Raw genomic sequence first — 26513 nt, 5'->3', positions numbered from 1 at the left:
TTACTCAGCCTTTCCCGTTGCCTGGACAATGTCGCGGATGGCCTGCCCGCGGTCAGCCTGCTTGAACACGGCGCTGCCAGCAACCAAAACATCTGCACCGGCATCGGTACAGCGTTTGGCTGTATCACGATTGACGCCGCCATCAACTTCAATTTCAAAGTTTAATTGACGATCTTTCCGTAATGAGGCGATCTGCTCGATTTTTTGCACAACCTGTGGGATAAACGATTGGCCGCCGAATCCCGGATTAACGGTCATAAGCAGGACGAGATCAACCTCATGTAAAATATCCCGGATCATTTCCACAGGTGTTGCCGGATTAATGACCACCCCGGCCTTTACCCCACTGTGCTTTATGAGCTGAATGGTCCTGTGCAGATGTGGACATGCTTCCTGATGAACCGTAATGATTGACGCACCCGACTTAGCAAAAGCTGGAATGTATTGATCGGGATTTTCAATCATCAGGTGCACATCAAGTGGCAAGTTTGTGTGCGGCTTAATAGCTTCAACGATGAGTGGACCGATCGTGATATTCGGGACAAAATGGCCATCCATCACGTCCACATGAATATAATCGGCGCCACCTTTTTCAACATCCTGAATTTCGTTACCGAGCTGCGAAAAGTCAGCTGATAAAATGGAAGGTGCGATTTTAGTCATACTAATACCTCGGCTTTCGTGAATTGATTTCATCCAAAAAACGCAGATAATGGTCATATCGGGTTGCAGCGACTTCCCCGTCTTCCACCGCTTGTTTGACGGCACAGTTCGGTTCTTTATGGTGGAGACAGCTGCGAAACTTGCAATCCGGCTGCCGTTCGCGTATTTCCGGAAAACACTCTCCCAGATCGGCGGCTTCCAAATTCCGGAAGTCGAGTGCGCTGAAACCCGGCGTGTCTGCTACAAGCCCGCCACCGGCTTCCACCAATTCGACATGCCTAGTCGTGTGCTTCCCCCGGCCCAAACTAGCGGATATCTCATCCGTTTTAAGCTCAAGGGAAGGGTTTAACACATTCAATAACGATGATTTTCCAACACCAGACTGGCCGGCAATGACGGACACACGCTCAGCGAAATAACGTGTTAATTCGGTTAACTTTTCCGGTTCTTTGGAAGAAATCAGTTCGACCGGATACCCGATTTGTTCATACAGTTTTTGATAATAGATTAAGTTTTCCATTTCCGCTTCTGCTATCACATCTTTCTTGGTCAGAAAAATGACTGGTTTAACCTGCTTTGATTCAATCATAACCAGAAACCGGTCCAATAACAGCGGGTTAAAATCAGGCTTCACAGCAGAACTGACAATAACAGCCTGATCAATATTCGCTACAGGTGGCCGGACAAGTGTGTTGCGTCTCGGTTTAACGGCCAAAATATAGCCCTCTGTTTCGTTAAATTCAACAAAGTCACCGACGAGCGGTGTGATGTTTTGGTTGCGGAACACACCTCTACCTCGGCACTGGTACATGTCATCCCCTGATTGTACATAATAAAAACCGCTTACTGCTTTAATAATTCTGCCTTCAGTCATTTAGTCACCTGCCACCTCTTCATACGGAATCGATTTATCGATCACGACTTCATCATCGCGCATAACCCTGTAATCCGCCACACTGTCAGGAGCGATGGTCAATGTAATGGTAAAATCCTTGTCCTCTGTTATGGTGTATTCATCATATTTTTCTGAGAGTGAACGATTATTATCCCCAATATAAATGGAAACGGTCTGTTCCATCGGTTCATCCGGGTTTTCTGATTCCTCATCCGGGTTATATGAAACGGTAAACGTTTCTTCGTGACTGACGGGCGGTTTTTCTTCAGGTCCTGTGGAGATGTAGACGTTGACAGTATCGCCTGCTTCCACCTCAGTACCTGCTTCCGGATCCTGACTTATGATGTTGCCTTCCGGTGTGTTTTCTGAATTTTCCTCGTTAACAACAACGTTCAGTCCTTGTTCTTCCAGCGTATTAACAGCCTGCTGTTGACTCATGCCCGCCACATTATTCACACTAATTGGAGCAGGACCTTTGCTGATGTCAAAAATAACGTCCGTCTCTTCGGGAATGACCTCAGTCCCTGGGGAAGGATAAACTTGAGCAACGATTTCCCCTGAACCATATTCATCCGAATAGTCTTCATCTGCTGTAACAGAGTCAAATCCCTTATTTTCCAGAATTCGTTTGACCTGTTCATAATTTTCGCCGACAAAATCGTCAAATGCCACTGTTTCTTTTCCTTGACTGACGATGATCGTTACCATATCATCCTCTTTCACCGTGGTCCCGGCATCCGGCTCTGTTCCGATAACCATATTTTCTTCTATGTCTTCCGAGAACGTCAAGTCCCGTTCAGTCTCCAAATTTAATCCGCGTAATTCGGTCATAGCCTCTTCGTATTCCATACCGCTCACATCAGGGATCTCGACATCTCCCGGCTTAAATATGATAAACAATATGGTGGCAGCTGCTGCCAGTAGTACGAATAAAGAACCAAGTATGAGCAGCCATTTTTTTCGCCGGCGCTGTTTACCGGTTTTTGCCTGCTTTTTGGCTTTTTTGGCTTTTTTAGCTCCCTTTTCTTTTTTACCTTTCTTTTCTTCCGTATAGGGTTTCGTGTTGTCGTTTGGCTGATTAACCATCGTCTCATCAGCCGCGTCCGACTGTAATTGGCCGTCGGTTATAATGGGAATGGCCTTCGTCTCTTCCCCTTCTTCAGTTGGCGGGATAAACTTTTCTTCATTTAGCCTGTCCGGATCTAGCGCTGTTTCGAGATCATCCTCCATGTCATAGACAGCGTCGTAACGGTGAAAAGGGTCCTTTGCAGTAGCCTTTAACACAATATTTTCAACACTTTGCGGAATATCCGAGTTAAACCGTTTAACCGATGGTGTATCATTTTGCAAATGTTTTAAAGCAATTGATACCGGCGACTGGCCTGAAAACGGAAGCCGTCCTGTCAATAACTCAAACAGAACGATTCCCAAAGAATAAATATCCGACTTTTTGGTTGCGGTTCCACCACGCGCTTGCTCGGGGGATAAGTAATGAACTGAACCAAGGACGGAATTGGTTTGGGTTAAAGCCGTCGCACTTAAAGCTATAGCAATACCAAAATCTGTCACCTTGGCCTGGCCGGATGTGTCAATCAAAATATTTTGCGGTTTGATGTCACGGTGAATGATGTCATTGGCATGGGCATGAGCAATAGCGGAAGCAATCTGTTTCATAATATCCAGTGCTTCCTGTATGTTAATTGGTGCGTGTTGCTGTATGTATTCTTTCAGGGTCATTCCGTCCACATACTCCATGGCCATAAAGAGAACCCGGTCTTCTTCCCCCACATCATAGATATTGACAATATTCGGATGTGACAGACTTGCTGCTGATTGTGCCTCTCGGTCGAAACGGGCAATGAATTCCGCATCATCAGCATAGTCCATGCGCAACACTTTAATGGCCACATGACGATCGAGAATGATATCTTCTGCCAGATAAACATCGGCCATGCCACCGCCGCCGATCGTTTCTTTTATCTTGTAGCGCTCATTCAGCAGGTGACCATGCAACATTAGCCATCACCCTCTTTCCTGGCAGCGTCATAGGAGACAATAATAAGGGAGATGTTGTCCTCACCGCCTCGTTCATTGGCAAGTTCAATCATTTCGTTACTCGTTGTGTCAAGGGTCTGGTCTTTTTGCATAAATGTCAGAAGTTCTTCATCTGTCAGCTTATTGGTCAGTCCATCTGAACATAACAGAAGCTGGTGACCGGCCGTCCATTCGATCGTCTGGACATCAGCGGTTATATCCGCATCTGTGCCAAGCGCTTTCAGTAAAACATTTTTACGAGGGTGATGTTCAGCATCATCCGGACTGATTTGACCAGAGCGAACAAGTTCATTGACCAAGGAGTGATCTTCCGTCACTTGCCTTAAACCATTTTGATCCTGAATATAACACCGGCTATCACCGACATGGGAAACAGCTGTAAATTGGTCTGTACAGACAGCTGCCACAACAGTCGTTCCCATTCCAGCACATGCCTCATGTTTTCGGGCATGTGTCAATATTTCCCGATTTATTTCCTGCAGTGTGTCATTTAACCATTTCTCAGTTTCCTCAGTGGACTCAAAGCTAGCAATATGCTCCCATTTATCCCGGAGTAAAGAAGTTGCCATCTGACTGGCCACATCACCTGCCTGGTGACCGCCCATTCCATCGGCAATAACAGCCAACAATTGACCTGTCCTGTTATAAAAAACCCCGCCAGCATCTTCATTATGGTCTCTAATTTTTCCCCGATCTGTTTGAAATTGTCCCTTCATCTCTTCACCCCTTAACAGCAAAACTGTCCGCTTTTAGCTTGATTACTTGCGTTTGATTCTCGTCAGGAAAAACCCATCAGTCGAAAACGTTTGGGGGAATAGCTGCAAACCGATTTCCGAACATCCTGGTGACTGTCGGATCATGGGTGGTAATTGTTCAAAAAAGCTCGTATCCAGTATAAAATCCGGGTGACGCGCTAAAAAGTTTGCTGCAACGTTGTCATTTTCTGTTTTATCGACCGTACACGTACTGTATATCAGTAACCCGTCTTTTTTCAATAATGGCGCTACATGTTCCAGTATTTCGCTTTGAATCCGGGCTAGCTGGTCAATATCTTCTTTTTGCTTATGATATTTAATGTCGGGCTTTCCGCGTATGACGCCAAAACCGGTGCATGGCGCATCCACCAAAATACGGTCGAAGCGTTGGTTTTCATGCTGTTCCTGCAATTTCCGCGCATCACCCGCTTTGGCATCGATAATTGTCAAATCCAGCTCCGCAGCTTTTTGTTCGATTTGTTTGGCTTTTTTGGCATGAAGATCATATGCGGCTATGACCCCCTGATTGCGCATCTTTTCAGCCGTATGTGTCACTTTGCCGCCTGGAGCACTGCAGGCATCCAGTACCGTCATACCCGGTTCGGCATTCAGCATTTCTGTTACCAGCATCGAGCTCTGATCCTGGATGGTGACATAACCCTCTGCAAACAACCTTGTCCGTAAAATGTTGCCCTGATCAATAATAATACCCTGATCGGAAAAATCGGACTTTCGTGTTGCAAATCCAAGTTCACGTAGCTCGTCCATGGCTGCTTCACGTGTGATCTTCAATGGCTGGACACGGATGGACAATGGCTTTCGTTCAAGATTGGCATGGCACATCGCATGTGTCAATTCATAGCCGTACATATCCACCCATCGTTTGACAAGCCATTCGGGATGACTTGTTTCCACGGCCAGCCGCTTTGCTTTATCCTGGATGACTGCTGTATTGGGGACACCTTTACGTTGGACGTTCCGCAAAACACCATTAACCAGCGAAGCAATCCCTTTGTGACCACGGTGTTTGGCGATTTCCACCGCTTCATGAATAACAGCATGATCCGGCACCTTGTCCAGAAAGTACATTTGATAGACAGACATCCGGAGCAGCATGCGAACCCATCGTTTCAGTTTCTTCCGCGAGTCGACAAACGGTTCCAAGTAGTAATCCAGCGTTAATTGACGTTGGATCGTTCCATAGACAATCTCCGTCATGAGCGCTTCGTCTTTCGGGGAAATATGTTTGGATTTTATTTCGTGATCGATCAATAAATGGCTGAACCCGCTGTCCTGTTCAATGCGCACGAGCAGATCAACGATCGATTCTCTCACCTGATAATTTTCCATTTAATCACCCATCAGCATCCCTGTTTCAATCCGATCAGGCGCCCCCTGCAAGTATTGCTTGACCGACATCCGTTTTTTTCCGGCAGGCTGTATCGCTGTCACCCGGATGCCTTTTTGATCGCCACAAACGACGACGAATGCTTCATCTTCAATGATGCGGACAATTTCACCCGGTGTTCTGTCATACGTCTGCTCGTCCATGACGCCCCACCAGATTTTCATCACGTTGCCATCGTATGTGGTGAATGCAACCGGCCAGGGATGCAATCCTCTAATCTGATTATAGATAACCTCATGCGGCTTGTGCCAGTCTATTTTTTCCTGCTCACGCTTGATATTGAACGCAAACGTTGCCAGATCGTCGTTCTGACTCACGGGATTGATGTCGCCGGCAAATAGTTTGGGCAAGGTATCCGCCAAAAGTTGTGCACCTGTTTCGGATAACTTATCGTGCAACGTGCCGACATGGTCATCAGCTGCTATTGGTACGGTTTCCTGTGTGATGATATCACCGGCATCCAGCTTTTCAGCCATATACATAATCGTAATGCCTGTCTCCTGCTTACCCTGTAAAATAGCATAATGAATCGGTGCCCCACCCCGCAGTTCAGGCAATAATGAGGCATGGACATTGACACACCCGAATGTCGGTGTGTCCAGCAATTCTTTCGGCAAAATTTGCCCATAGGCAGCCGTTATGATGAGATCGGGCTCATACGCAAGAATCTTCTGATAGTCATCCTTTAACGTTTCCGGCTGCAGAACCGGAATAGCGTGTTTTTCAGCCGTTTCTTTAACAGGTGGCGGCGTCATCATTTTTTTCCGGCCTTTAGGACGGTCCGGCTGGGTAACGACCAAAACCAGCTCGTATTCTGTCTTAACCAGTGTTTCCAGAATCGGGACGGAAAAATCAGGGGTCCCCATAAAAACGAGTCGCTTCATTGACTGATGCTCCTTTCTACTGGAAAATCTCCTGCTACATCAATTGGTATGGTTGCATATCCACTGATATTTGTAAGTCATGTTTGTTTATCTCATCAGCAAATTGCCGGTTAATTTTATTAATCAACGTTCGCAATTCAGGTTCGTGTTTATATTTTATCATGCATTGGTAACGATATCTATCCTTCACCCGGGCAATTGGTGACGGTGTCGGCCCTAAGATGACCGTCTCCTTGCGAACATGTTTCCATAAGCTTTTCACGATTTGCTGTGTCGATTGCACTGCCTTCACATGATTTTCATGAGATATCGTTATTAAGGCCAAAAACACATAAGGCGGGTATTGAAATTTTTTTCGCATTTGCATTTCCTGCTGATAAAACTGCCAATAATCGTACCGGCTCGCCAGTTCGATACTGTAATGTTCCGGTGTATATGTTTGGACGATGACTTCACCCGGCAAGTCGTGTCTCCCCGCCCGGCCGCTCACCTGTGTCAGGAGCTGGAACGTTTTTTCAGATGCCCGGAAATCCGGTAGGTTCAGCATGGAATCAGCTGTCAGTACACCGACAAGGGTCACATTTTCAAAATCAAGCCCTTTGGCGATCATCTGTGTACCTAGTAAAATATCCGCTTTCTTATTGGCAAATTGATTCAGCAGTTTCTCATGGGCCCCTTTCCGCCGTGTTGTATCCACATCCATCCGCAGCACCCGGGCCTGCGGTATCAGCTTTGTCAAGGCTTCTTCAATGCGCTGTGTGCCTGTCCCGAAAAAGCGAATCAGATCACTGTTGCAGGATGGACAATACAAGGGCATCGGCTCTTCATACGAACAATAATGACATTTTAATTGATTGCTGTATTTATGATAAGTCAGGGCGATATCACAATGCGGACATTCACGCACATGGCCGCATTCCCGGCACATGATAAACGTTGAATAGCCGCGCCTGTTTAATAACAGAACTACTTGTTCACCCCGGTTGATTCGTTTCTCCATATTTTCTTTCAGACTGCGTGAAAACATCGAGCGGTTGCCTGCATGCAATTCCTTCCGCATATCGACGACGTTTACATCAGGCATGGCTTTGTCATTAGTCCGTCTGGTCAGAGAACTGAGTTTATAAACCGCTTTATGTGCCCTGGCATAAGATTCCAATGCTGGCGTCGCGCTGCCGAGAATCACCGGGCAATGATGATACGCCCCGCGGTGAACCGCTACATCACGTGCATGATATCGCGGCTGGTCTTCCTGCTTATAGCTGTTTTCATGTTCTTCATCGATAATGATGATACCAAGGTTTTCAAATGGTGCAAACACAGCTGACCTGGCTCCAACCACCACTTGTACCTCACGTCGATGGACCCGTCGCCATTCATCATATTTTTCACCGTTGGATAAACCACTATGTAAAACAGCGACATTTGAGCCGAATCGTCCTTTAAACCTTTTGACCATTTGGGGTGTCAGGGAGATTTCCGGGACCAGAACAATCGCCTCTTCCCCCTTATCAATGACGTCCTGTATGGCCTGTAAATAGATTTCCGTTTTTCCACTGCCGGTGACGCCGTGAAGCAAAAACACATCATGCGCATTTTCTTTAATATTCTGTTTGATCGGTTCGATGGCTTCACGTTGCTCAACCGTTAATTCCAAAGCCTCAGTCTCCTCAAACGTATGGTCATCATATGGGTTCCGGTAAACTTCTTGCTTAAATGTCGCGAGCAAACCTTTATCGACTAATGCGTTAACCGTGGACCGTGTCGTCTTGAACTGTTTCAAAACGCTGTTTAGCTCAATTGCCTGTGACTGATTAATAAAAAAAGCAAGTAATTCCTGTTGTTTTTTCGCTCTTCCTGACATGTCCTGCAGCGCCTCTTCAAGCAAATGCACCTCACGTGTCGGCTTTAAATACGTGACGTACTTTTTCGTGACGCGTGATTTAACTAAGTAGTGAACGGCGATATCGCCATTCTGTATCGCTTTCTGTACCTGGTGAAAGTTGACCTGGCTATTTTCCAGCGCCCCGTAAGGAATAAAGTCCCTCCCGGCAAACAATGCCTCGAGTTCTGCCGAAAGGGATTCCCGGCTGAGGCGCTCCAGCTCCTTCTTATAATTTGCCTTCAAAACTTGCGGCAGCATCGCCTGGAAAGCCGTTATATACAAGCTGACTGTCTTTTCTGCCAGCCATTTGCCCAACTCAAGCAATTCCGGGGTCAAAATCGGTGTCAAATCAAGGACATCGGCTATTTCCTTTAGCTTATCGAAAGAAGACTCATTCACTCTCTTGACGACGTACCCCATGATTTTTCTTGGGCCAAAGGGAACGATAACACGCATCCCCGGCAGTAGCATCGCACGGAAACGTTCGGGTATCTTATAATCGAATGTTTGGTTAATAGAACTGGCCGGAACATCGACAATCACTTTTGCGATATTCAATTGGTTTCATCCTTCATATCACGAGCGATCAATAATAATAGTTCATGCGCCACAGCCTGTTTTGATCTGAGCGTGATCTCGTCTTTATCCTGTATTTTATTGATATATGTCACCACATTCGTATCCCCGCCGAAGCCAGCACCCTGGGCTGCCACATCGTTAATGATAATCGCATCAAGGTTTTTCTTCTCCAGCTTGGCGATGCCATAGTCAACCGGGTCCGTTGTTTCAGCCGCAAAGCCTGCCAGAAATTGCTGTTCTTTTATGTCACCAAGTGACTGCAGGATATCTTTTGTCCGTTCCATCGCGACATGCCAATCGTCCGACTGCTTTTTCATCTTTTCATCATAAATTTGCTTTGGCCGGTAATCGGCAACAGCAGCTGCTTTAATGACGATATCATTCTCCGGGAAATGCGCATGCATCGTCTTATACATGTCGACGGCTGTTACCACATCGAGGCGTTGGATCATCTGATGCCCGGTCTCCAGGCTGACCGGTCCGGTGACCAATGTGACCTTAGCACCCATATTTGCTGCTGCTTCAGCCAGTGCAAACCCCATTTTTCCAGATGAACGGTTCGTAAAAAACCGGACTGGATCCACTTTTTCCTGGGTTGGGCCAGCTGAAATCAGCACACGCTTACCGGAGAATAAGGCATTTTCCGACTGATGGTTGTCCACTGCTGCGATAATGCTTTCCGGCTCTTCCAGTCTTCCTTTCCCAACATAGCCGCACGCCAGATAACCTGCACCCGGTTCAATGAAATGATATCCCCAAGATTCCAGCTTTTGCATGTTTTCCATGACAGCGGGGTGCGCGTACATATGGACATTCATGGCAGGTGCTATATAAACACTGGACTGTGTGGCCAGCAGTACCGTTGACAGCATATCATCCGCGATTCCACCCGCCAGTTTACCGATGACATTCGCCGTTGCCGGTGCGAGAATCGTAATATCTGCCCAGTCCGCCACATCTATATGCGCGATGTTGGCCGGATCTTTCTCATCAAACGTATCCGTATAGACAGGGTTTCGTGATAAAGCTTGAAATGTGAGCGGTGATACAAACTTTGCGGCGTTTTCGGTCATGATCACTTTCACATTCGCACCCTGCTGTGTTAACTTGCTCGTTAAGGCACATGCTTTATAAGCGGCTATACCACCCGACACACCGAGAAGTATATGTTTATTTTGCAACATCCGTCATCCCCTCCTCATACGAAAGCCGCTTGTCAAAACATAGACCCCCGCAGATGAAAGAACAGCGGGGGTCATCACGATCAGTTGCTATCTTCTTTTACAAACAGTTTTTCCGCCATCACTTCTTCAAGTGCCTGCCCAACATATTTATTCGATTTCGGGTTATCAACCAGCACTTTATTCGTTTCCCGGATATGACGGGCTCGTTTGGCAGCTATCGTTACCAGTGTATATTTGGAACTGATTTTTGTCTGTAAATCGTCAATGGACGGTTCAAGCATGGACATATTATTCCTCCTTCAATAATTGTTTATATTGTTTGGCAATCCGTTCACGCCTGCAATGTTCACTTTGGATGATCGATTGAACCTTGTTAACGGCAGCATCCACATCATCGTTGACGACAACGTAATCATAGGCATCCATCATGTCAATTTCATTTTGTGCTTTTTTCAACCGCTGCAGCACCAGATCCTGTGATTCTGTGCCCCGCTCAACAATCCGGTTTTTTAATTCCTCCAGACTGGGCGGAAACAAAAAGATGAAAACACCTTCTGGAAAATTTTCTTTCACCTGCATGGCGCCCTGTACTTCAATTTCCAGAAACACGTCCCTGCCGTCCTGTAATGTGTCTTCCACATATTGTCGCGGTGTTCCGTAATAATTATTGACAAAACGGGCATGTTCCAAAAGCTCCCCCGCCTCGATCAGCTTTTCAAATTCGTCATTCGTTTTATAAAAATAATCGACACCTTCAGCTTCCCCGGGGCGTTTTTCCCTGGTAGTCATGGAAATGGAATAGGCCAGGTCATTGGCACGGCTGAAGAGTTCCTTTCTGACAGTGCCTTTCCCGACACCTGAGGGTCCGGATAAAACGAATAAAATGCCATTTTCATCAATCAAAACGTTTCCTCCTAGTTATTCTCGTCTATAACTTCCTCATGACTGATTACACGCTGCCCGACAGTTTCCGGTTGCACAGCGGAGAGCACAACATGATCACTATCCGCGATAATAACAGCACGTGTCCGCCGTCCGTATGTCGCATCCACTAATTTATCATTATCACGTGCTACGGTTATAATGCGTTTGACCGGCGCTGATTCCGGCGACACAATCGATATAACCCGATTAGCCGAGACCACGTTGCCGAACCCTATATTGATTAATCGTAAACTCAAATTGGCTCCCCCTTAAGATTTTCTCTCTCTAAATGTTCGAATCAGTTGTAAACTGTAATATACCTATTATAGTGTAAATAAAAGCCATAATACAAGCATTTGCTGTAGCGTGTGGCGACATTCTTCCATTTTCGCCACAGCCCTGAACCGCGCCTTGTTTTTGATTAACATATGATTTCACTCGATATGTACACCTGAAGTCGGTCTATCCTATTATACCAATTTGACTGAAAAAGTAAAAACCCTTCTATAACAGAAGGGTCCAATAAAAATTATTTTTTGGTAAATCCAAACAAAACACTTGGCAAAAAACTTAAACCAAGAACAAGCGCCCAATCCCTTAATCCTAAAGCAGTCGTATGGAATACCGGCTGTAACGGTTCCCAGTAAATGACAACCAGAAGCAGTAAGATCGATGACAGCACAGCCAGCACTAAATATTTATTCTCAAACGGGTTCCGGGCAAAAATCGAGTGTTCGCTCCGGCAATCAAAGACATGGATCAGCTGTGCCATAACCAATGTTGTAAAAGCAATCGTTTGAGCGTAAATCAAATTATCAGAGTTGTCCTGATAAGCCGTCATAAAGGCGATTAACGCAACGATACCGATTAAGAAACCGCGGCTGATGACTTTAAATCCAAGTCCCCTGGCAAAAATCCCTTCTTTTGGGTTCCGCGGACCCCGTTTCATAACATCATCTTCCGACTGATCCAGCCCGAGGGCCATGGCAGGTAATCCATCTGTCACCAGGTTTACCCACAATATTTGCACCGGCACTAATGGTAGCGGCATGGCCAGGAGCATGGCAAACAGCATGACCAGAATCTCCCCGACATTGGATGCCAACAAATAGCGGATAAATTTCCGGATATTTTCATAGATATTACGGCCTTCAATAATTGCCGATTTAATGGTGGCAAAATTATCATCCATTAAAATGAGCGATGAGGCTTCCTTCGTCACATCTGTCCCGCTTTCCCCCATGCTGATGCCGATATCACTAGCTTTAATGGCCGGGGCATCGTTCACACCGTCACCGGTCATGGCAACAATATGCCCTTCTTCTTGAAAAGCCTCCACAATTTTCAATTTATGCTCAGGGGTGACTCTGGCAAACACATAGACCTGATCGATGATATCGCGCAGTTCCCCGACCGACATATTGTTCAGCTGAGACCCATTTAACACCATGCCATTTTCAGGCAACAGGTTCAGCTGTGTGGCAATCGCACGGGCGGTTTTTTCATGATCACCGGTAATCATGACTGATTTGATGCCGGCTTCACGGGATTCCGAAATTGCTTGTTTCACTTCTTTTCTCGGCGGATCCATCATCCCGTATAACCCGATGAAAGACAAATCTTTTTCCAACACCGCTGAATCCAGTGATTCATCTTTCGCCAATGGTTTCATGGCAATCGCCAATGTCCTGAGTGCATTGTCAGCCATGCCGTCAATCGCCCGCTTAATCGTCTGTTGATCATCTCCCCGCATCAATTTGCGTCCGTCTTCTTTCATAATATAGGCTGAACGTGGCAGGAGAACCTCTGGGGCACCTTTTGTTATCAAGAAACGCATTTTATTCTCGTCTTCCGCGATCACACTCATCCGTTTACGATCAGAATCAAACGGCAGTTCCTTAATGATCCGGTAATTATCATAGAGCTGATGTGACAGACCGAGCTTTCGTGCCGCCACAAGCAATGCGCCATCTGTTGGATCGCCATCAACATAATACTTGCCTTTCCTGAGCATTAATGAGGCATTATTACACAACATACCGTAGAGGAACATCGACTCAAGATTGGGATAATTCCTGTCCATTTTATGGTTATTAAAAAATATGTTCCCCTTTACATCGTAGCCATCACCGGTCACATATAACGACTTGTCATTCAGAAACACTTCTTTTACCGTCATTTTGTTTTCCGTCATTGTTCCAGTCTTGTCCGAGCAAATTACCGAGGCACAGCCCAAGGTTTCAACCGCCGACAGTTTCCTGACGATGGCCTTCTTTTTGATCATGCGCTGAACGCCCAATGACAAGGCAACGGTCACGATCGCCGGAAGCCCCTCCGGTATGGCGGCAACCGCTAGCGAGACGCCCGCCAGAAACATATTGTATACCGCGTGGCCTTGATAGACCCCGACCAAGACAACGAGCGCTGTCAGAAGCAGGGAAACAGCAATCAGGACTTTTCCCAATTCGGCAAGTTTATGCTCAAGCGGGGTCGTCGTTTTCTTCGTTTTGACCATTAATGACGCGATCTGCCCCATGACGGTATTCATGCCGGTCCCCACAACAATGCCTGTCCCGGAACCACGTGTCACGAGTGTATTCATAAAGCTCATGTTCACTTGATCCTGGGCATCAAGGTTGTCCCGGGAAATCGGTGACGCATGCTTCATGACCGGCAGTGATTCGCCTGTTAATGCTGACTCTTCTGTCTCCAGACTGTTGGCCTGGAGTACCCGGATATCGGCAGGAATCCGGTCACCGCTATTAATTCGGATGACGTCCCCCACAACCAGATCCTGTGATAATACTTTTTGCCACGCCCCATCACGCAGAACGTTGGCAACCGGTGCCGACATTTCTTTTAATTTCGCGAGTGATTTTTCCGCTTTTCGTTCCTGAAAATACCCGAGAAAACCATTAACCAGTACAATGACCATGATGGCTATGGCGTCAATGTATTCACCAAGCATACCGGCGACCAATGTTGCAGCCAGTAATATCAGTACCATGAAATCCTGAAATTGTTTCAAAAAAATCAGCCATTTGGATGTGCTTTTTTCGGATGCCAGCCGATTTTCACCATATTGTTTCCGGCGCTGTTCCACTTGCTTATCTGACAAACCATGTTTCGTCGTGACGTGCAATTTTTGTTCGACCACATCGACATCCATCTGATACCATTTCATCCTGCATTCCCTCCAGATTCATCAGGAAAATCTTTTTGCGCGTCTCCCGTATATCAATACTTATGCAGACTTGTCCGAAAAAATGCTATAATGGAAAGTGAAAAAGAGGCCGGTTTAATACTGGTGGCCTGTACACCGGGCAGGCTGATTTGAATCCGTTGTAACAATTGTAAACGCCTGTGCCAGTACTATCTGTTGATCTGGAATACAAGGAGAAGTGATCATATGCCATTTGATGGAATGGTTACCCGCGCCGTAACCAATGACCTAAATGAGAAAATTATCCCTGGAAAAATTGCCAAAATATATCAGCCGACCGATACAGAACTGGTTTTCACTATACGGAGTTACGGGAAGAACCATTCACTTCTGCTGTCCATTCATTCAGTGTATGCACGTATGCACCTAACGAATGACACGTATCAAAACCCGAAAGAACCGCCGATGTTCTGCATGCTGCTCCGGAAACATCTGTCCGGGGCCGTCATCGAATCCATAGAGCAATATGGCATGGAACGGATTATCACGTTTTCGGTCCAGTCACGGAACGAAATCGGGGATATCACCAGCAAAAAGCTGGTGATTGAATTAATGGGTAAGCACAGTAACGTCATGCTCATTGATGGGGAGAAAGGGCATATTTTGGACAGCCTAAAACATGTATCTGTTTCCCAGAACCGTTATCGGACCATTTTGCCGGGGCACGCGTATAAACTGCCGCCAAGCCAGGATAAATCGGACCCTTTACAAATTGACAGTGAAACATTTATCCGTAAACTGGACTTTAACAGCGGAAAAATAGCCAGGCAAATCGTCGGGACGCTCACGGGGTTCTCCCCTTTTATTGCTGAGGAAATAGCACACCAGGCAAAGCTCGGTTCAATCGAAACGTATCAGCAAGCATTTGAAACGTTACAAGAACACATAAAAAACCATCACTATACACCGGGAATTTACCGGAACGGCAAAGAGGATTTCCATGTGCTGCCAATAACACACACAGACGGGGATTCAGATATGTTCAACGATCCCAATTCAATGCTTGATGCCTTTTATTCCGGCAAAGCTGAACGTGACCGGGTGAAACAGCAGGCAAGGGATTTATACCAATTTATAAAAAACGAAAGAGACAAAAACACCCGGAAACTGAAAAAACACGAAAAGACATTGGCAAAAGCCGAAAACGCCGTCACTTACCAGCGACTAGGCGAGCTTTTGACCGCGAATATGCATCAGGTCAAACATGGTGATAAAACCGTCGATGTTATCGACTATTATGATCCGGAACAAAACGCCATCACCATTGCGTTAAATCCGAATAAAACACCGAGTGGAAATGCGCAGAGCTTCTTTAAAACATATCAAAAATTAAAAACCTCAAAGGAAAAAGTACAGAACGAAATGGCTAAAGCGCACCGAGAAATCACTTACCTGGACCAGCTGCTGCAGCAAATCGATACAGCACGTGAAGCTGATGTAGAAGAGATTCGGGATGAACTCCGGGAAGAAGGGTATTTGAAGAAACAGAAGCAAGGAAAACATAAAAGGAAACCAGCAAAGCCTAGTCCGGAAACGTTTATCGCTTCCGATGGTACGAATATCCTGGTCGGCAAAAATAACAAGCAAAATGACTACTTGACGATGAAGCTGGCCAATCGTGATGACGTCTGGTTGCATACGAAAGATATTCCCGGATCCCATGTCGTTATCCGCGAAAAAGAACCCGCTGAGGAAACATTACTGGAGGCAGCACAACTGGCCGCTTATTTCAGCAGGTCACACCAGTCATCATCCGTGCCTGTCGATTACACAAAAATACGGCATGTATGGAAACCAAATGGCGCGAAACCAGGGTTCGTCACCTATGACAACCAGAAGACATTATATGTAACACCGGAAAAAGATACAGCCCAAAAATTAAAAGATGGATGATCGGTTTTATACCAATCATCCATCTTTTTTAAACGTTTTTTAGCTTGGCTCCTCAACGGCTTTCGGATTCAGTGTGACATCAATATTGCCACGGGTTGCTTTCGAATATGGGCAAACCTGATGCGCACCCTGCGCCAGCTCTTCTGCTTCTTCCGGGTTCACGCCTGCTATTTGAATGTTCAGGGTGGCCGCTATTTTAAAACCCTCATCTGCCGGATCCTTTAAGAAACTGACTTCCGCTGTCGTCTGCGAATCAATCTTTTTATTTTTCTGTGATGCCACAAGGTGAAGCGAGCTGTCAAAACATCCTGAATAGGCCGCCGCAAACAACTGCTCCGGGTTTGATCCTTTGCCTTGTTTATCTTCTGCCGGATTAACCAAATCCAGATCGATCAAACCGTCATCTGATGTCACATGTCCACCACGACCATTTTTAGCGGTCGCTTTTGATGTGAAAATAACGTTACGCACGTGTGATCACTCCTTTAAGTTCCTTATATAAAGATGATTCCCAGTAAGCCAAAGGAATTAAACATTTAAAGTGCGTGTTCAAAAAGGAGGATAAAAAGGACCGGTCGGCTAAGTTCGCAACGTCCTGTTGCAACGCCGACACTAGCACGTCCTGTGCGTCGAAAGTTCGAGGCGGTGTCGTTTCGAGCAGCGGGCTTCCACAGGATGTGATGACTTCTGCAGTTGGCTATTGACGTGGGCGGTCTTAGCAGAAGGTCCCCTGCGCCTTTTGATACATGAGCAGCGGAGAAACAAGCCAACGACGAAATTCGATGTGTCATTTTTACCGGACTTTTTGAACAACCTCTTAAAGGAATGTTTCTTTTAAGAGTGCCGTCAAAAACTGATCAACCTGTGGTAAATGGCGGACGCCTTCCTGATAACAGACCCACGTATCACGTGTAACAGGTTTCCCTTCCAACTGGAGTGGGATATGTGGATAGTCGTCCATCATGGAAGCCGAAACACTTTTTGGCAGAACTGCCATCCCCAGCCCCTGTTTCATAAATTGTTTACACGTTTCAATCTGGTCCACATGAAGCATCTTAATCGGCTGGATTTGCTCCTGATGGTGATAAAGCCAGTTATCAACCAGTTCATGCATACTGTCATCACTTTTGAACGAAATCAGCGGGCGTTCCTTCAGTTGATCGGTTGGAAACGGTTCGGTATCAAACATATATAACGGGTCTTCAAACAACAGTTCACTGACCGTTTCTTTCAGCTTTTTACCACGGATAATGCAGACATGATAGTTTTTATGTTCCCGTTTAATATCTTCACTGATACCGGTTACCAGATCAATAGCCACTTTTGGGTAGGCGGTTGTATAGTCACCCAGAATCGACGGCAAGAAGCGCTGGCTGATGAGAGAAGAACAGGCGATTGACAAGGTACCCTGTACTTCCCCGCTTGACTCAGCAAGTGAATTTTTGATGACCTTTTCTTCTGCCATCACTTGTTTGGCATGCTGCAAAATCATTTCACCAGCCGGCGTCAACACAAGGCTTTTTGACGTACGGACAAAAATCGTCTCCCCGAAATACGCCTCAATGTATTTGAGCCGCTGGGTCACAGCCGGTTGAGAGATTAATACCGCTTTTGCCGTCCCCCGGATTGTGCCAACTTCTTTTAATTTCAGCAGTAACTCATAGTCATCTATTTTCATAATGAAACGCCTCGTTTGATCATTAGTTGTTATATATATATATTGATTATAACGTGATGGTCTGATTATTGCTATATGCGTGGGAATGGAATTTTGGCTGAGTCACAATTCATAACGCTATTTCCATTATATCAGCGCCAGCTGGTTTCGCCATTTTTGCAATTGCTGCTGATGAGCTGTGTCAATGGATCCATTTTCTGCCAGACAATGCAACACTTCATCATAATCTGTAATCGTCCGGTATCGCAGATTTGCTTTTTGGAATTGCTGCTTGGCCACTTCCAATCCATATGTAAAAATGGCAAGTATTCCGAGCACGTCAACACCGGCTCGTTTCAACACTTGGGCTGCTTGAATCGAGGAACCACCCGTTGAGATTAAGTCCTCAATAACTACTACACGCTGTCCCGGTTCAAGCTTTCCCTCAATCTGATTCTGTTTCCCGTGTTCTTTTGCTTTGGCACGAATGTAAACCATCGGCAGATTGAGTTTTTCCGCTACCCAGGCAGCATGTGGAATGCCCGCTGTCGCACATCCGGCAATCACATCCGGCCTCTGCTCCATGTGCCCGATCAGCTGAACAAATGCAGCTGCAATTCGATCCCGTACAGCCGGATAAGCCATCGTCAACCGATTATCACAGTAGATCGGTGATTTGATCCCGGACGTCCAGGTGAAATAATCATCGGGGCTGAACTGGACAGCCTTTATATCAAGTAAATCCCTGGCGACATCATGACTTAATTCCATGTGCCCACTCCTTTCGCACATTTTCAAATGCTGTTATTGGATTCCCGGCATGCGTTACCGTGCGGCCGACAACCAGTATATCCGCCCCATTATTCCGGGCTAATGCCGGCGTGGCAATTCGTTTTTGGTCGGCTGCTGCTGCATGATGAAGACGGATGCCGGGGGTGACCGTTAAACATGACGGGCTGCACAGATGTTTTATTTTCCCGGCCTCATAAACCGAGCAGACTACCCCGTCTGCTCCATTCTGATGAGCCATGTCAGCAAAGTGTAACGCATTTTGTTGCAAATCCCCATTCATTTTCAACTCACGGTTCACAATCATTTCATCCATGGACGTCAGGATGGTAACGGCAATCAACTTCGTCTCGCAACCTGCAGGTGTACCAGCTGTGAGCCCTTCTTTCGCCCGCTGAATCATGTCACTTCCGCCCAATGCGTGGACAGTCACCATATCCGCCCCCAGCGTGGCAATATTTCTCATCGCCTTCATGACGGTCGTCGGGATATCGTGAAGTTTTAAATCAAGCAAAACATCATGCCCTCGCTGCTTTAACGCGTCAATCAAATGGGGGCCTTCACGGTAAAAAAGCTCCATTCCCACTTTAACCGGGACGCCATGAAAATCGTTCCGGTCAATAAACGCCTTTGTTTCCTGCCATGTTGGAAAATCCAAAGCCAGATAGATGTTTTCATTCATGTCGCGTGCCCCTTTCCAATTGCACCTGTCACGGAATTGAATCCGTAATGTTGCAATACACGTGGTAAGTTCGCAATAATTTCCGGACAACTGTAGGGATTTTGAAAGTTGGCTGTACCAACCGCCACGGCACTCGCGCCAGCCAGTAAAAATTCCAGCACATCTTCTGCCGTGGCAATCCCGCCCATACCAATGATCGGGATGGAGACATGCTGTTTCACCTCATAAACCATGCGAATAGCAACCGGCTTGATGGCAGGGCCTGACAGTCCGCCCGTTTGATTGGCCAACAGTGGCCTCCTCCCGTCTAAATCAATCTGCACGCCGGTTACCGTATTAATCAGGGACAACCCGTCTGCCCCGGCTTTTTCAACCGATTTGGCTAGCGCCACAATATCCGAAACGTTTGGTGACAGTTTGACATACACTGGATGGTTGCTGACCGCTTTCACCTTTGCCGTCAATTCAGCTGCCATATCGGGATCCGTGCCGAACTGAATCCCCCCTTCCTTGACATTGGGACAGGAAATGTTCAGTTCCAGCGCATTGACGGCTTTCGTTTCATTAAATGCCGAGGCAACGCTGACATACTCATCAGCTGTACTTCCTGCCACATTCGCCAAGACAGGAACATCATACTGAGCAAGAAAGGGGAGTTCATCGGCTATAATCTTTTTCACACCGGGGTTTTGCAGGCCGATCGCATTCAGCATGCCGGATGCGGTTTCGGCAACCCGGGGAGTCCTATTTCCACAACTTGGTTGACTTGTCGCTGCTTTCATAACGACGGCACCTAGTTGACTTAAATCATAAAAATCACGGTACTCCCGGCCAAATCCGAAACAACCAGAGGCAGGCATAACCGGGTTTTGCAATGGTAATCCAGGCAAATTGACTGATAGATCTGTCATAACACCACCTCACCTGCCGGAAAAACCGGACCGTCCCGGCAGATTTTCCGGTAGCCGCTATCGTTATGGGACGGTATGACACAGGCAAAGCAGGCACCAATACCGCATCCCATCCGCTCTTCCAAAGATATGGAACCTGCCTGGCTCCCCAGCTCCTGTGTGACAGCCCGGAGCATTGGGACCGGCCCGCAGGCAAAATAATGATCAATAGCCCCCACTTGATCCAAGGCATCGGTTACCAGCCCGTGACCGCCATAGCTGCCATCATTTGTAACGATATATGTTTTCCCCAACTGCCGGAACATTTGTTCATAAAAGATATGGGCATTTGATTGAAAACCAAGGACTGCAGTCACATGGACCCCCTTTTTTTGCAAGTCTTTTCCCAGAAAGTACAATGGCGGTACACCTATGCCGCCGCCGATCAGCAAGGCTGTTTTGATTGTCTCACTCCTGCGGTGAAAGCCATTGCCGGCCGGCCCCAACACATCCAGTCTTGCACCAGGCATATACGCCGCCAGCCGACGCGTTCCGTCACCGGTTGTTTTGAAGAGAATGGTGACCATTCCCGCCACTAGGTCAGTATTGGCGATAGAGAGGGGACGGCGCAATGTGTGACCGTCCACCAGCAGGTGTAGAAACTGTCCTGGTTGAGCCATATTGGCGATATAATCATTTTGCAAACACATCTCATACGTATCCAGTGCTATAGGCCTGACTGATTTCACGATCATATCGACATGCTTCATGATAAAACAGCTCGTTTCGTCGTCATTGGCTGTGGACTGAATGTTGTTGCGTCAATCACATTCACAATGGCTTGTGCGGTATCCAAGCTTGTTAAACAAGCAATGCCATGCTCAACCGACTCGCGACGGATCATAAATCCGTCTGATCGCGGCTTTGTGCCGGATGACAGCGTGTTGACAACAAATTGGACATCGCCATTTTCAATCACGGACAGGACATTTCTGGCTGCAGAACCGATTTTGCCGACCCTTGTTACAGGAACTCCTGCTTTTTCTAGATAAGCTGCTGTACCTTCTGTGGCAAGCAGCTGAAACCCGAGCTGATGGAATCTCACAGCTATGTCCAGCATTTCCGGCTTATCTTTATCAGCTACTGTAAGGAGCACTGTCCCTTCATGCGGCACTGACAGGCCGGCAGCTGTCAACCCTTTGTATAGAGCTTTTTCCAATGTTTTATCATGACCGATTACTTCCCCGGTCGATTTCATTTCCGGTCCCAGCGTTGTATCAACACTACGCAGTTTCTCAAACGAAAAGACAGGGACTTTAACCGAAACGGTATCCGGCTCAGGTAAAATACCGGACGAATAACCCATACACGACAATTTCTCGCCTAACATGCACCGGGTGGCAATATTGGCCATCGTAACACCGGTTATCTTGCTCAGAAACGGGATTGTTCTGCTGGCCCGCGGGTTGAGCTCCAGAACGTAGACGTCCTGATCGCGAATAATAAACTGAATATTGATGAGCCCTTTGATACCAAGGGCACGCGCAATTTTATAGGTTGCATCAAAACACTTTTGTTTGACGTTAGCGCTCAACCGTTGCGGCGGGTAAACCGCGATCGAATCCCCGGAATGAACGCCGGACCGTTCAATATGTTCCATTATACCCGGTGTAATGACGGTTTGTCCGTCACTGACAGCATCAACTTCCACTTCAATCCCGGTCATATACTGATCAACCAAAATCGGATGGACGTTGTCCGCCTCATTGGATTTGGCCAAATAATGATGAAGCTCATCTGCATCATTGACCATTTCCATCCGGCTGCCGCCAATAACGTAAGACGGGCGTACAAGGACCGGATAACCGATCGCATCCGCCGCTTTCTCCGCGTCCTCAGGTTTGAGAACCGTCCTGGCCTGTGGACGCGCCAATGCCAGATTATCAAGCAGCTGTTCAAACCGCTCACGGTCTTCCGCCTGATCAATGGCCTCCAGTTCGGTCCCTAAAATCGCCACACCACGCCGTTGCAATCCTTCCGCCAGATTGATCGCTGTCTGACCGCCAAACTGGACAATGACACCCTCAGGCTGTTCCAGCTGAACAACATGCATGACATCTTCAACCGTAAGCGGCTCGAAATAAAGTTTATCCGTTATGCTAAAATCAGTTGAAACGGTTTCCGGGTTATTATTCATAATGATCGCCTCATAGCCCATTTCCTGAATCGTCAGCACCGAATGAACCGTTGCATAATCAAATTCGATTCCCTGCCCAATCCGGATTGGTCCAGATCCGAGGACGAGTATTTTTTTCCGATTGGATGGAGCCAGATGATTCGCCGCTCCATAGGTACTGTAAAAATAAGGTGTATTCGCCTCGGATGCTGCCTTACGGGTGTTGACCATGCCATACCCCGGTGTTATAGTATGCTGCCGACGCCATTCATAAATGGTTTCGGCTGTCGTATGCCAGATCCGGGCGATCGCTGCATCCGACAAGCCTGATTTTTTCGCTTCTGTCAATAGAGCCGAATCAAATCGTTTACCGGACAAACGTTCTTCCAGTTCAATAAGTTGCTGAATCCGAGTTAAAAAGAAACGATCAATATTTGTCAGCGTAAACACCTCATCAACTGTCAAACCACGGCGAAATGTTTCAGCTAACACAAACAGACGCTCGTCATCCGCATTTTGCAGACGTGTTCTCAACTCATCCATTGGTGCATCAGCCAAGTCTGGCATCCTCAATTCCTCTGTTCCAATATCCAGAGACCGAACACCTTTTAGTAATGATTCTTCAAAATGACAGCCAATGGCCATAACCTCACCGGTGGCTTTCATTTGGGTGCCGAGCTGGCGAGTGCCTGTGACGAACTTATCGAATGGAAAGCGCGGTATTTTCGTGACCACATAATCAAGAGCCGGCTCGTAATCAGCATAAGCCGTACCCGTTGCCGGATTGGCTATTTCATCAAGTGTCAGCCCCACAGCCACCCTGGCAGCGATTTTCGCAATCGGGAAGCCAGTCGCTTTGGATGCCAGCGCTGACGATCGGCTGACACGCGGATTCACTTCAATCACGTAGTAGTTAAAACTGTCCGGATCAAGCGCCAACTGGACGTTGCATCCACCTTCAACAGCCAATGCTCGGGTAATTTTCAATGATGTATCCCTTAGTAACTGATATGCCCGTTCGCTGAGCGTCTGTGACGGAGCCACCACAACAGAGTCCCCTGTATGAATACCGACCGGATCGACATTTTCCATATCACAGACAACAATGGCCTGATCACGCTTATCCCGTATCACTTCAAACTCAATTTCCTTAAAACCGGCAATGCTTTTTTCAATCAGGCATTGGTTAACCGGCGATAAAGCCAACCCATTGCGGGTCACCTCAACTAATTCAGCTTCGCTATAGCACATGCCCCCACCGGTCCCGGCCAATGTATAGGCTGGCCGGACAATCACCGGATAGCCGGTTTCACCAGCAAACGAACAGGCTGCTTCAACCGAATGAACAATTTGGCTGTCGGGGACAGGTTCATTCAATTCCCGCATTAAAGAACGGAACTTTTCCCGGTCTTCCGCCTTTTCAATCGTATGCCGTGTTGTCCCGAGCAATTCGACCTGATAGTCAGCTAGAATTCCGTTGCGCTCCAATTCAATGGCGATATTGAGACCTGTTTGCCCTCCTAGCGTCGGCAGAATCGCATCAGGCCGCTCCCTGCGAATGATTTTGCTCAGAAATTCAGGCGTCAGTGGTTCCATGTAAACCTTATCAGCCATCGTATGATCTGTCATAATAGTCGCCGGATTGGAGTTGGCAAGCAAAACGGTATAACCTTCCTCCTTAAGCGCCTGACAAGCCTGCGAGCCGGAATAATCAAACTCTGCCGCCTGCCCGATCACAATCGGGCCTGATCCGATCACGAGAATCGTTTCAATGTTGGTGTTCTTAGGCATATGCATCCTCCTTATAAACAATTTGTCCGTTAACCATCGTCATGGCTGGGGTCCCCTGTATCTGCCAGCCGTCAAATGGCGTATTTTGCCCTTTTGAATAAAAGGTATTTCTATCCAGCGATACCTCCCTGTCCAGATTCACCATCGTAAGGTCAGCAGCCTTTCCTTCTTCCAATCCGCCATAGGGCAGGTTAAATGTCATGGCCGGTTTCACTGTCAACCAATCAATAAGTTGCTTGAGTGTGACGCTGCCCTGTTTAACCAAACATGTATATAATAGCGAAAAAGCGGTTTCCAGTCCTACGATGCCAAACGGCGCCTGTTTGATACCCGGTGTTTTCTCTGCTTCTGTATGTGGTGCATGATCGGTGGCGATCAAATCGATCGTTCCATCAAGCAATCCTTCAAGCAATGCCGCCTGATCCGCCTCGCTTCTTAATGGCGGATTCATTTTAAAAGCGGCGTTATCCTCGGTGATAGCCTGTTCATTCAGCAGTAAGTGGTGTGGCGTCACTTCAGCGGTCACATGAATACCTGCGCGTTTAGCATCACGAATGACTCGGACCGATTCTTTTGTGCTCACATGGCAAACATGATAATGACAGCCCACTGCTTCTGCCAATAGGACATCCCTAGCAATCTGCACGGATTCACTCAAAGCCGAAATCCCTGGCAGGTTGAGCCGTTCACTGACTTCACCGTCGTGCACAACTCCGCCGGTAACCAATGTGTTATCTTCACAGTGGGCAACGATCGCTTTTCCATTGGCCGCAGCCTCACGCATGCCTGCAAGCATCACATCGGCTGTCTGGACACCGACGCCATCATCAGTGAAAGCAAATGCCCCGATATGTGCGAGTTCTGATAGATTCGTTAATGTCTCCCCATTGAGTCCTTCGGTGATTGATGCATAAGGGCGCACTCGCACACAGGCATCCCGCTCAATTTTTTCCAACAATGCCTGAAGTGTCCCGGCATTATCGGGAACAGGATTCGTATTCGGCATGGCACACACCGTCGTAAAACCACCGCGTGCGGCTGCTTTTGTCCCAGTGATGATCGTTTCTTTATGCTCGCCGCCGGGTTCACGCAAGTGCGTATGGATATCGATGAAGCCGGGTACGACAACGTGATTCTTGCAATCGATTGTTTCATCAGCTTCTTCTTTAATGTGTGCTGCGATTTTTTTGATCGTTCCTTTTTCGATTAAAATCGTACATGCCTCTGTTTGACCGTCATATCGTAATCGCCTGGCGTTTGTCAGTAAAATGTTCATGATTGACACCCCTCCAGTTTAACAGTTTTGCCATGATGGCCATTCGGACGTAAACGCCATTTTCCATTTGCTTAAAAATTCGCGACCGGCTACACTCGACCAATCTTGTGTCCATTTCCACGCCACGATTGACAGGGGCTGGGTGCATAATGATCGCATGCTCTTTCATGCTTCTTTCGCGCTCGGTGGTAAGACCGTAGCCGGAAAGGTAAGAAGACGTGTCATACACCGCTGCCGTGTGGCGTTCATGCTGGACCCGCAGCAGCATCAGCACGTCACACATTTCACAGGCCTCGTCGATTGATAGATGTGAAACAGCCAATGACGCATCTCCCAGTCCGGGTGGAGCGGCAAAATAAACGGTCGCTCCCAGCTTTTTGAGGGCATGAGCATTGGAACGGGCCACCCGGCTATGCTTGATATCTCCTGCTATGACAATAGTTAAATCATTAAACCGGCCGAATTCCTGATAGATTGTCAGAAGATCAAGCATCGACTGTGTCGGATGTTCGTCCTTGCCGGAACCGGCATTGATGAGCGGGACCGACACCTTTCCGAGAAGTTCATCATACCAGTGGTCATTAGCATGCCGCACAACCATGATATCCGCCCCGATGGCCTCATATGTTCGTGCTGTATCATAGGGAGACTCCCCTTTGACGATACTGGCGAGATCCGGCTCCAGCTCCAGCGGATCTATGCCCAGCTTCCTCTCGGCCACATGAAAACTCATCCGCGTCCGTGTACTTGGCTCGAAAAACAAGTTGGCTGCAAAATACTGACCGGTTAATGACTCCGGTTTCTTTCGTAACGCCTCGGCAGTGTCAAGAATGGCGTAAATGCCATCAGCCGATACATCGTTAACGGATAAAAAATGCTGCACGTCATCATCCCCTTTTTCAAA

Annotated in this window: 22 protein-coding genes; 1 reads left to right on the top strand and 21 read right to left on the bottom strand. The window is 47.2% G+C overall.

The genetic code is table 11. From position 1 onward, the window contains the following. From rpe to ACFQ4A_RS01150, 12 genes are all read right to left on the bottom strand, one after another. Entirely contained in the window at positions 1 to 663 is a 663-nt protein-coding gene (gene rpe / locus ACFQ4A_RS01205) for a ribulose-phosphate 3-epimerase (RefSeq protein WP_382397006.1), read from the bottom strand. Between the two features lies 1 nt (position 664). Further along, the gene (gene rsgA, locus ACFQ4A_RS01200; protein WP_382397005.1) at positions 665 to 1537 is read right to left on the bottom strand and encodes a ribosome small subunit-dependent GTPase A; all 873 of its coding nucleotides are present in this window, start codon (positions 1535 to 1537) and stop codon (positions 665 to 667) included. Then, the gene (gene pknB, locus ACFQ4A_RS01195) at positions 1538 to 3574 is read right to left on the bottom strand and encodes a Stk1 family PASTA domain-containing Ser/Thr kinase (protein ID WP_382397004.1); all 2037 of its coding nucleotides are present in this window, start codon (positions 3572 to 3574) and stop codon (positions 1538 to 1540) included. Further along, positions 3574 to 4329: a Stp1/IreP family PP2C-type Ser/Thr phosphatase gene (locus tag ACFQ4A_RS01190; RefSeq protein WP_382397003.1), complete on the bottom strand. Its 756-nt coding sequence runs from the start codon at positions 4327 to 4329 to the stop codon at positions 3574 to 3576. The genes pknB and ACFQ4A_RS01190 overlap by 1 nt, the downstream gene beginning before the upstream one ends. A gap of 42 nt (positions 4330 to 4371) precedes the next feature. Further along, the gene (gene rsmB / locus ACFQ4A_RS01185) at positions 4372 to 5718 is read right to left on the bottom strand and encodes a 16S rRNA (cytosine(967)-C(5))-methyltransferase RsmB (protein ID WP_382397002.1); all 1347 of its coding nucleotides are present in this window, start codon (positions 5716 to 5718) and stop codon (positions 4372 to 4374) included. Beyond that, positions 5719 to 6660 (bottom strand): methionyl-tRNA formyltransferase, encoded by a 942-nt coding sequence (gene fmt / locus ACFQ4A_RS01180; RefSeq protein WP_382397001.1) that lies wholly within the window; start codon positions 6658 to 6660, stop codon positions 5719 to 5721. A gap of 34 nt (positions 6661 to 6694) precedes the next feature. Next, positions 6695 to 9103: a primosomal protein N' gene (priA, locus tag ACFQ4A_RS01175; RefSeq protein WP_382397000.1), complete on the bottom strand. Its 2409-nt coding sequence runs from the start codon at positions 9101 to 9103 to the stop codon at positions 6695 to 6697. Next, positions 9100 to 10308, bottom strand: coding sequence for a bifunctional phosphopantothenoylcysteine decarboxylase/phosphopantothenate--cysteine ligase CoaBC (coaBC, locus tag ACFQ4A_RS01170; protein ID WP_382396999.1), 1209 nt, complete (start codon positions 10306 to 10308; stop codon positions 9100 to 9102). The genes priA and coaBC overlap by 4 nt, the downstream gene beginning before the upstream one ends. 80 nt (positions 10309 to 10388) lie before the next feature. Continuing rightward, positions 10389 to 10589 (bottom strand): DNA-directed RNA polymerase subunit omega, encoded by a 201-nt coding sequence (gene rpoZ, locus ACFQ4A_RS01165; protein ID WP_382397509.1) that lies wholly within the window; start codon positions 10587 to 10589, stop codon positions 10389 to 10391. Positions 10590 to 10596: 7 nt separating this feature from the next. After that, a complete protein-coding gene (gene gmk / locus ACFQ4A_RS01160; protein ID WP_382396998.1) occupies positions 10597 to 11211 on the bottom strand; it encodes a guanylate kinase in 615 nt (204 codons plus the stop codon). Positions 11212 to 11222: 11 nt separating this feature from the next. Then, positions 11223 to 11489 (bottom strand): extracellular matrix/biofilm regulator RemA, encoded by a 267-nt coding sequence (gene remA, locus ACFQ4A_RS01155; protein ID WP_382396997.1) that lies wholly within the window; start codon positions 11487 to 11489, stop codon positions 11223 to 11225. A gap of 272 nt (positions 11490 to 11761) precedes the next feature. Continuing rightward, complete coding sequence (locus ACFQ4A_RS01150) at positions 11762 to 14416, bottom strand: calcium-translocating P-type ATPase, SERCA-type (protein WP_382396996.1); 2655 nt, start codon at positions 14414 to 14416, stop codon at positions 11762 to 11764. Positions 14417 to 14641: 225 nt separating this feature from the next. Here ACFQ4A_RS01150 and ACFQ4A_RS01145 point away from each other — a divergent pair, with 225 nt between their 5' ends. After that, on the top strand, positions 14642 to 16348 hold the full coding sequence (locus tag ACFQ4A_RS01145) for an Rqc2 family fibronectin-binding protein (protein WP_382396995.1): 1707 nt from the start codon (positions 14642 to 14644) through the stop codon (positions 16346 to 16348). Between the two features lie 39 nt (positions 16349 to 16387). Here the strand turns inward: ACFQ4A_RS01145 and ACFQ4A_RS01140 are convergent, their stop codons facing one another. The 9 genes from ACFQ4A_RS01140 to ACFQ4A_RS01100 all read right to left on the bottom strand — a co-directional run bounded on the left by ACFQ4A_RS01140 (position 16388) and on the right by ACFQ4A_RS01100 (position 26492). After that, positions 16388 to 16819: an organic hydroperoxide resistance protein gene (locus ACFQ4A_RS01140; protein ID WP_382396994.1), complete on the bottom strand. Its 432-nt coding sequence runs from the start codon at positions 16817 to 16819 to the stop codon at positions 16388 to 16390. Positions 16820 to 17165: 346 nt separating this feature from the next. Then, positions 17166 to 18026 carry a LysR family transcriptional regulator gene (locus ACFQ4A_RS01135; protein ID WP_382396993.1) on the bottom strand — a complete coding sequence of 287 codons (861 nt, stop codon included), beginning with the start codon at positions 18024 to 18026 and terminating at the stop codon, positions 17166 to 17168. Between the two features lie 126 nt (positions 18027 to 18152). After that, on the bottom strand, positions 18153 to 18776 hold the full coding sequence (gene pyrE / locus ACFQ4A_RS01130; protein ID WP_382396992.1) for an orotate phosphoribosyltransferase: 624 nt from the start codon (positions 18774 to 18776) through the stop codon (positions 18153 to 18155). After that, positions 18760 to 19476, bottom strand: a complete 717-nt coding sequence (gene pyrF, locus ACFQ4A_RS01125; RefSeq protein WP_382396991.1) for an orotidine-5'-phosphate decarboxylase — start codon at positions 19474 to 19476, stop codon at positions 18760 to 18762. Before pyrF ends, pyrE begins: the two co-directional genes overlap by 17 nt. After that, complete coding sequence (locus tag ACFQ4A_RS01120) at positions 19473 to 20387, bottom strand: dihydroorotate dehydrogenase (protein ID WP_382396990.1); 915 nt, start codon at positions 20385 to 20387, stop codon at positions 19473 to 19475. The genes pyrF and ACFQ4A_RS01120 overlap by 4 nt, the downstream gene beginning before the upstream one ends. Beyond that, positions 20384 to 21136, bottom strand: coding sequence for a dihydroorotate dehydrogenase electron transfer subunit (locus ACFQ4A_RS01115; RefSeq protein WP_382396989.1), 753 nt, complete (start codon positions 21134 to 21136; stop codon positions 20384 to 20386). Before ACFQ4A_RS01115 ends, ACFQ4A_RS01120 begins: the two co-directional genes overlap by 4 nt. Then, positions 21133 to 24333 (bottom strand): carbamoyl-phosphate synthase large subunit, encoded by a 3201-nt coding sequence (gene carB / locus ACFQ4A_RS01110; RefSeq protein ID WP_382396988.1) that lies wholly within the window; start codon positions 24331 to 24333, stop codon positions 21133 to 21135. Before carB ends, ACFQ4A_RS01115 begins: the two co-directional genes overlap by 4 nt. Then, a complete protein-coding gene (locus ACFQ4A_RS01105) occupies positions 24326 to 25609 on the bottom strand; it encodes a dihydroorotase (protein WP_382396987.1) in 1284 nt (427 codons plus the stop codon). The genes carB and ACFQ4A_RS01105 overlap by 8 nt, the downstream gene beginning before the upstream one ends. Beyond that, positions 25569 to 26492, bottom strand: a complete 924-nt coding sequence (locus ACFQ4A_RS01100; RefSeq protein WP_382396986.1) for an aspartate carbamoyltransferase catalytic subunit — start codon at positions 26490 to 26492, stop codon at positions 25569 to 25571. Before ACFQ4A_RS01100 ends, ACFQ4A_RS01105 begins: the two co-directional genes overlap by 41 nt. Positions 26493 to 26513: the final 21 nt, after the last annotated feature.

The organism is Lentibacillus salinarum (assembly GCF_042679865.1).
Lineage (GTDB): Bacteria > Bacillota > Bacilli > Bacillales > Amphibacillaceae > Lentibacillus > Lentibacillus salinarum.
Note: the sequence above shows the minus strand (reverse complement) of the source record. Positions and strands in the feature narration are given on the sequence as shown.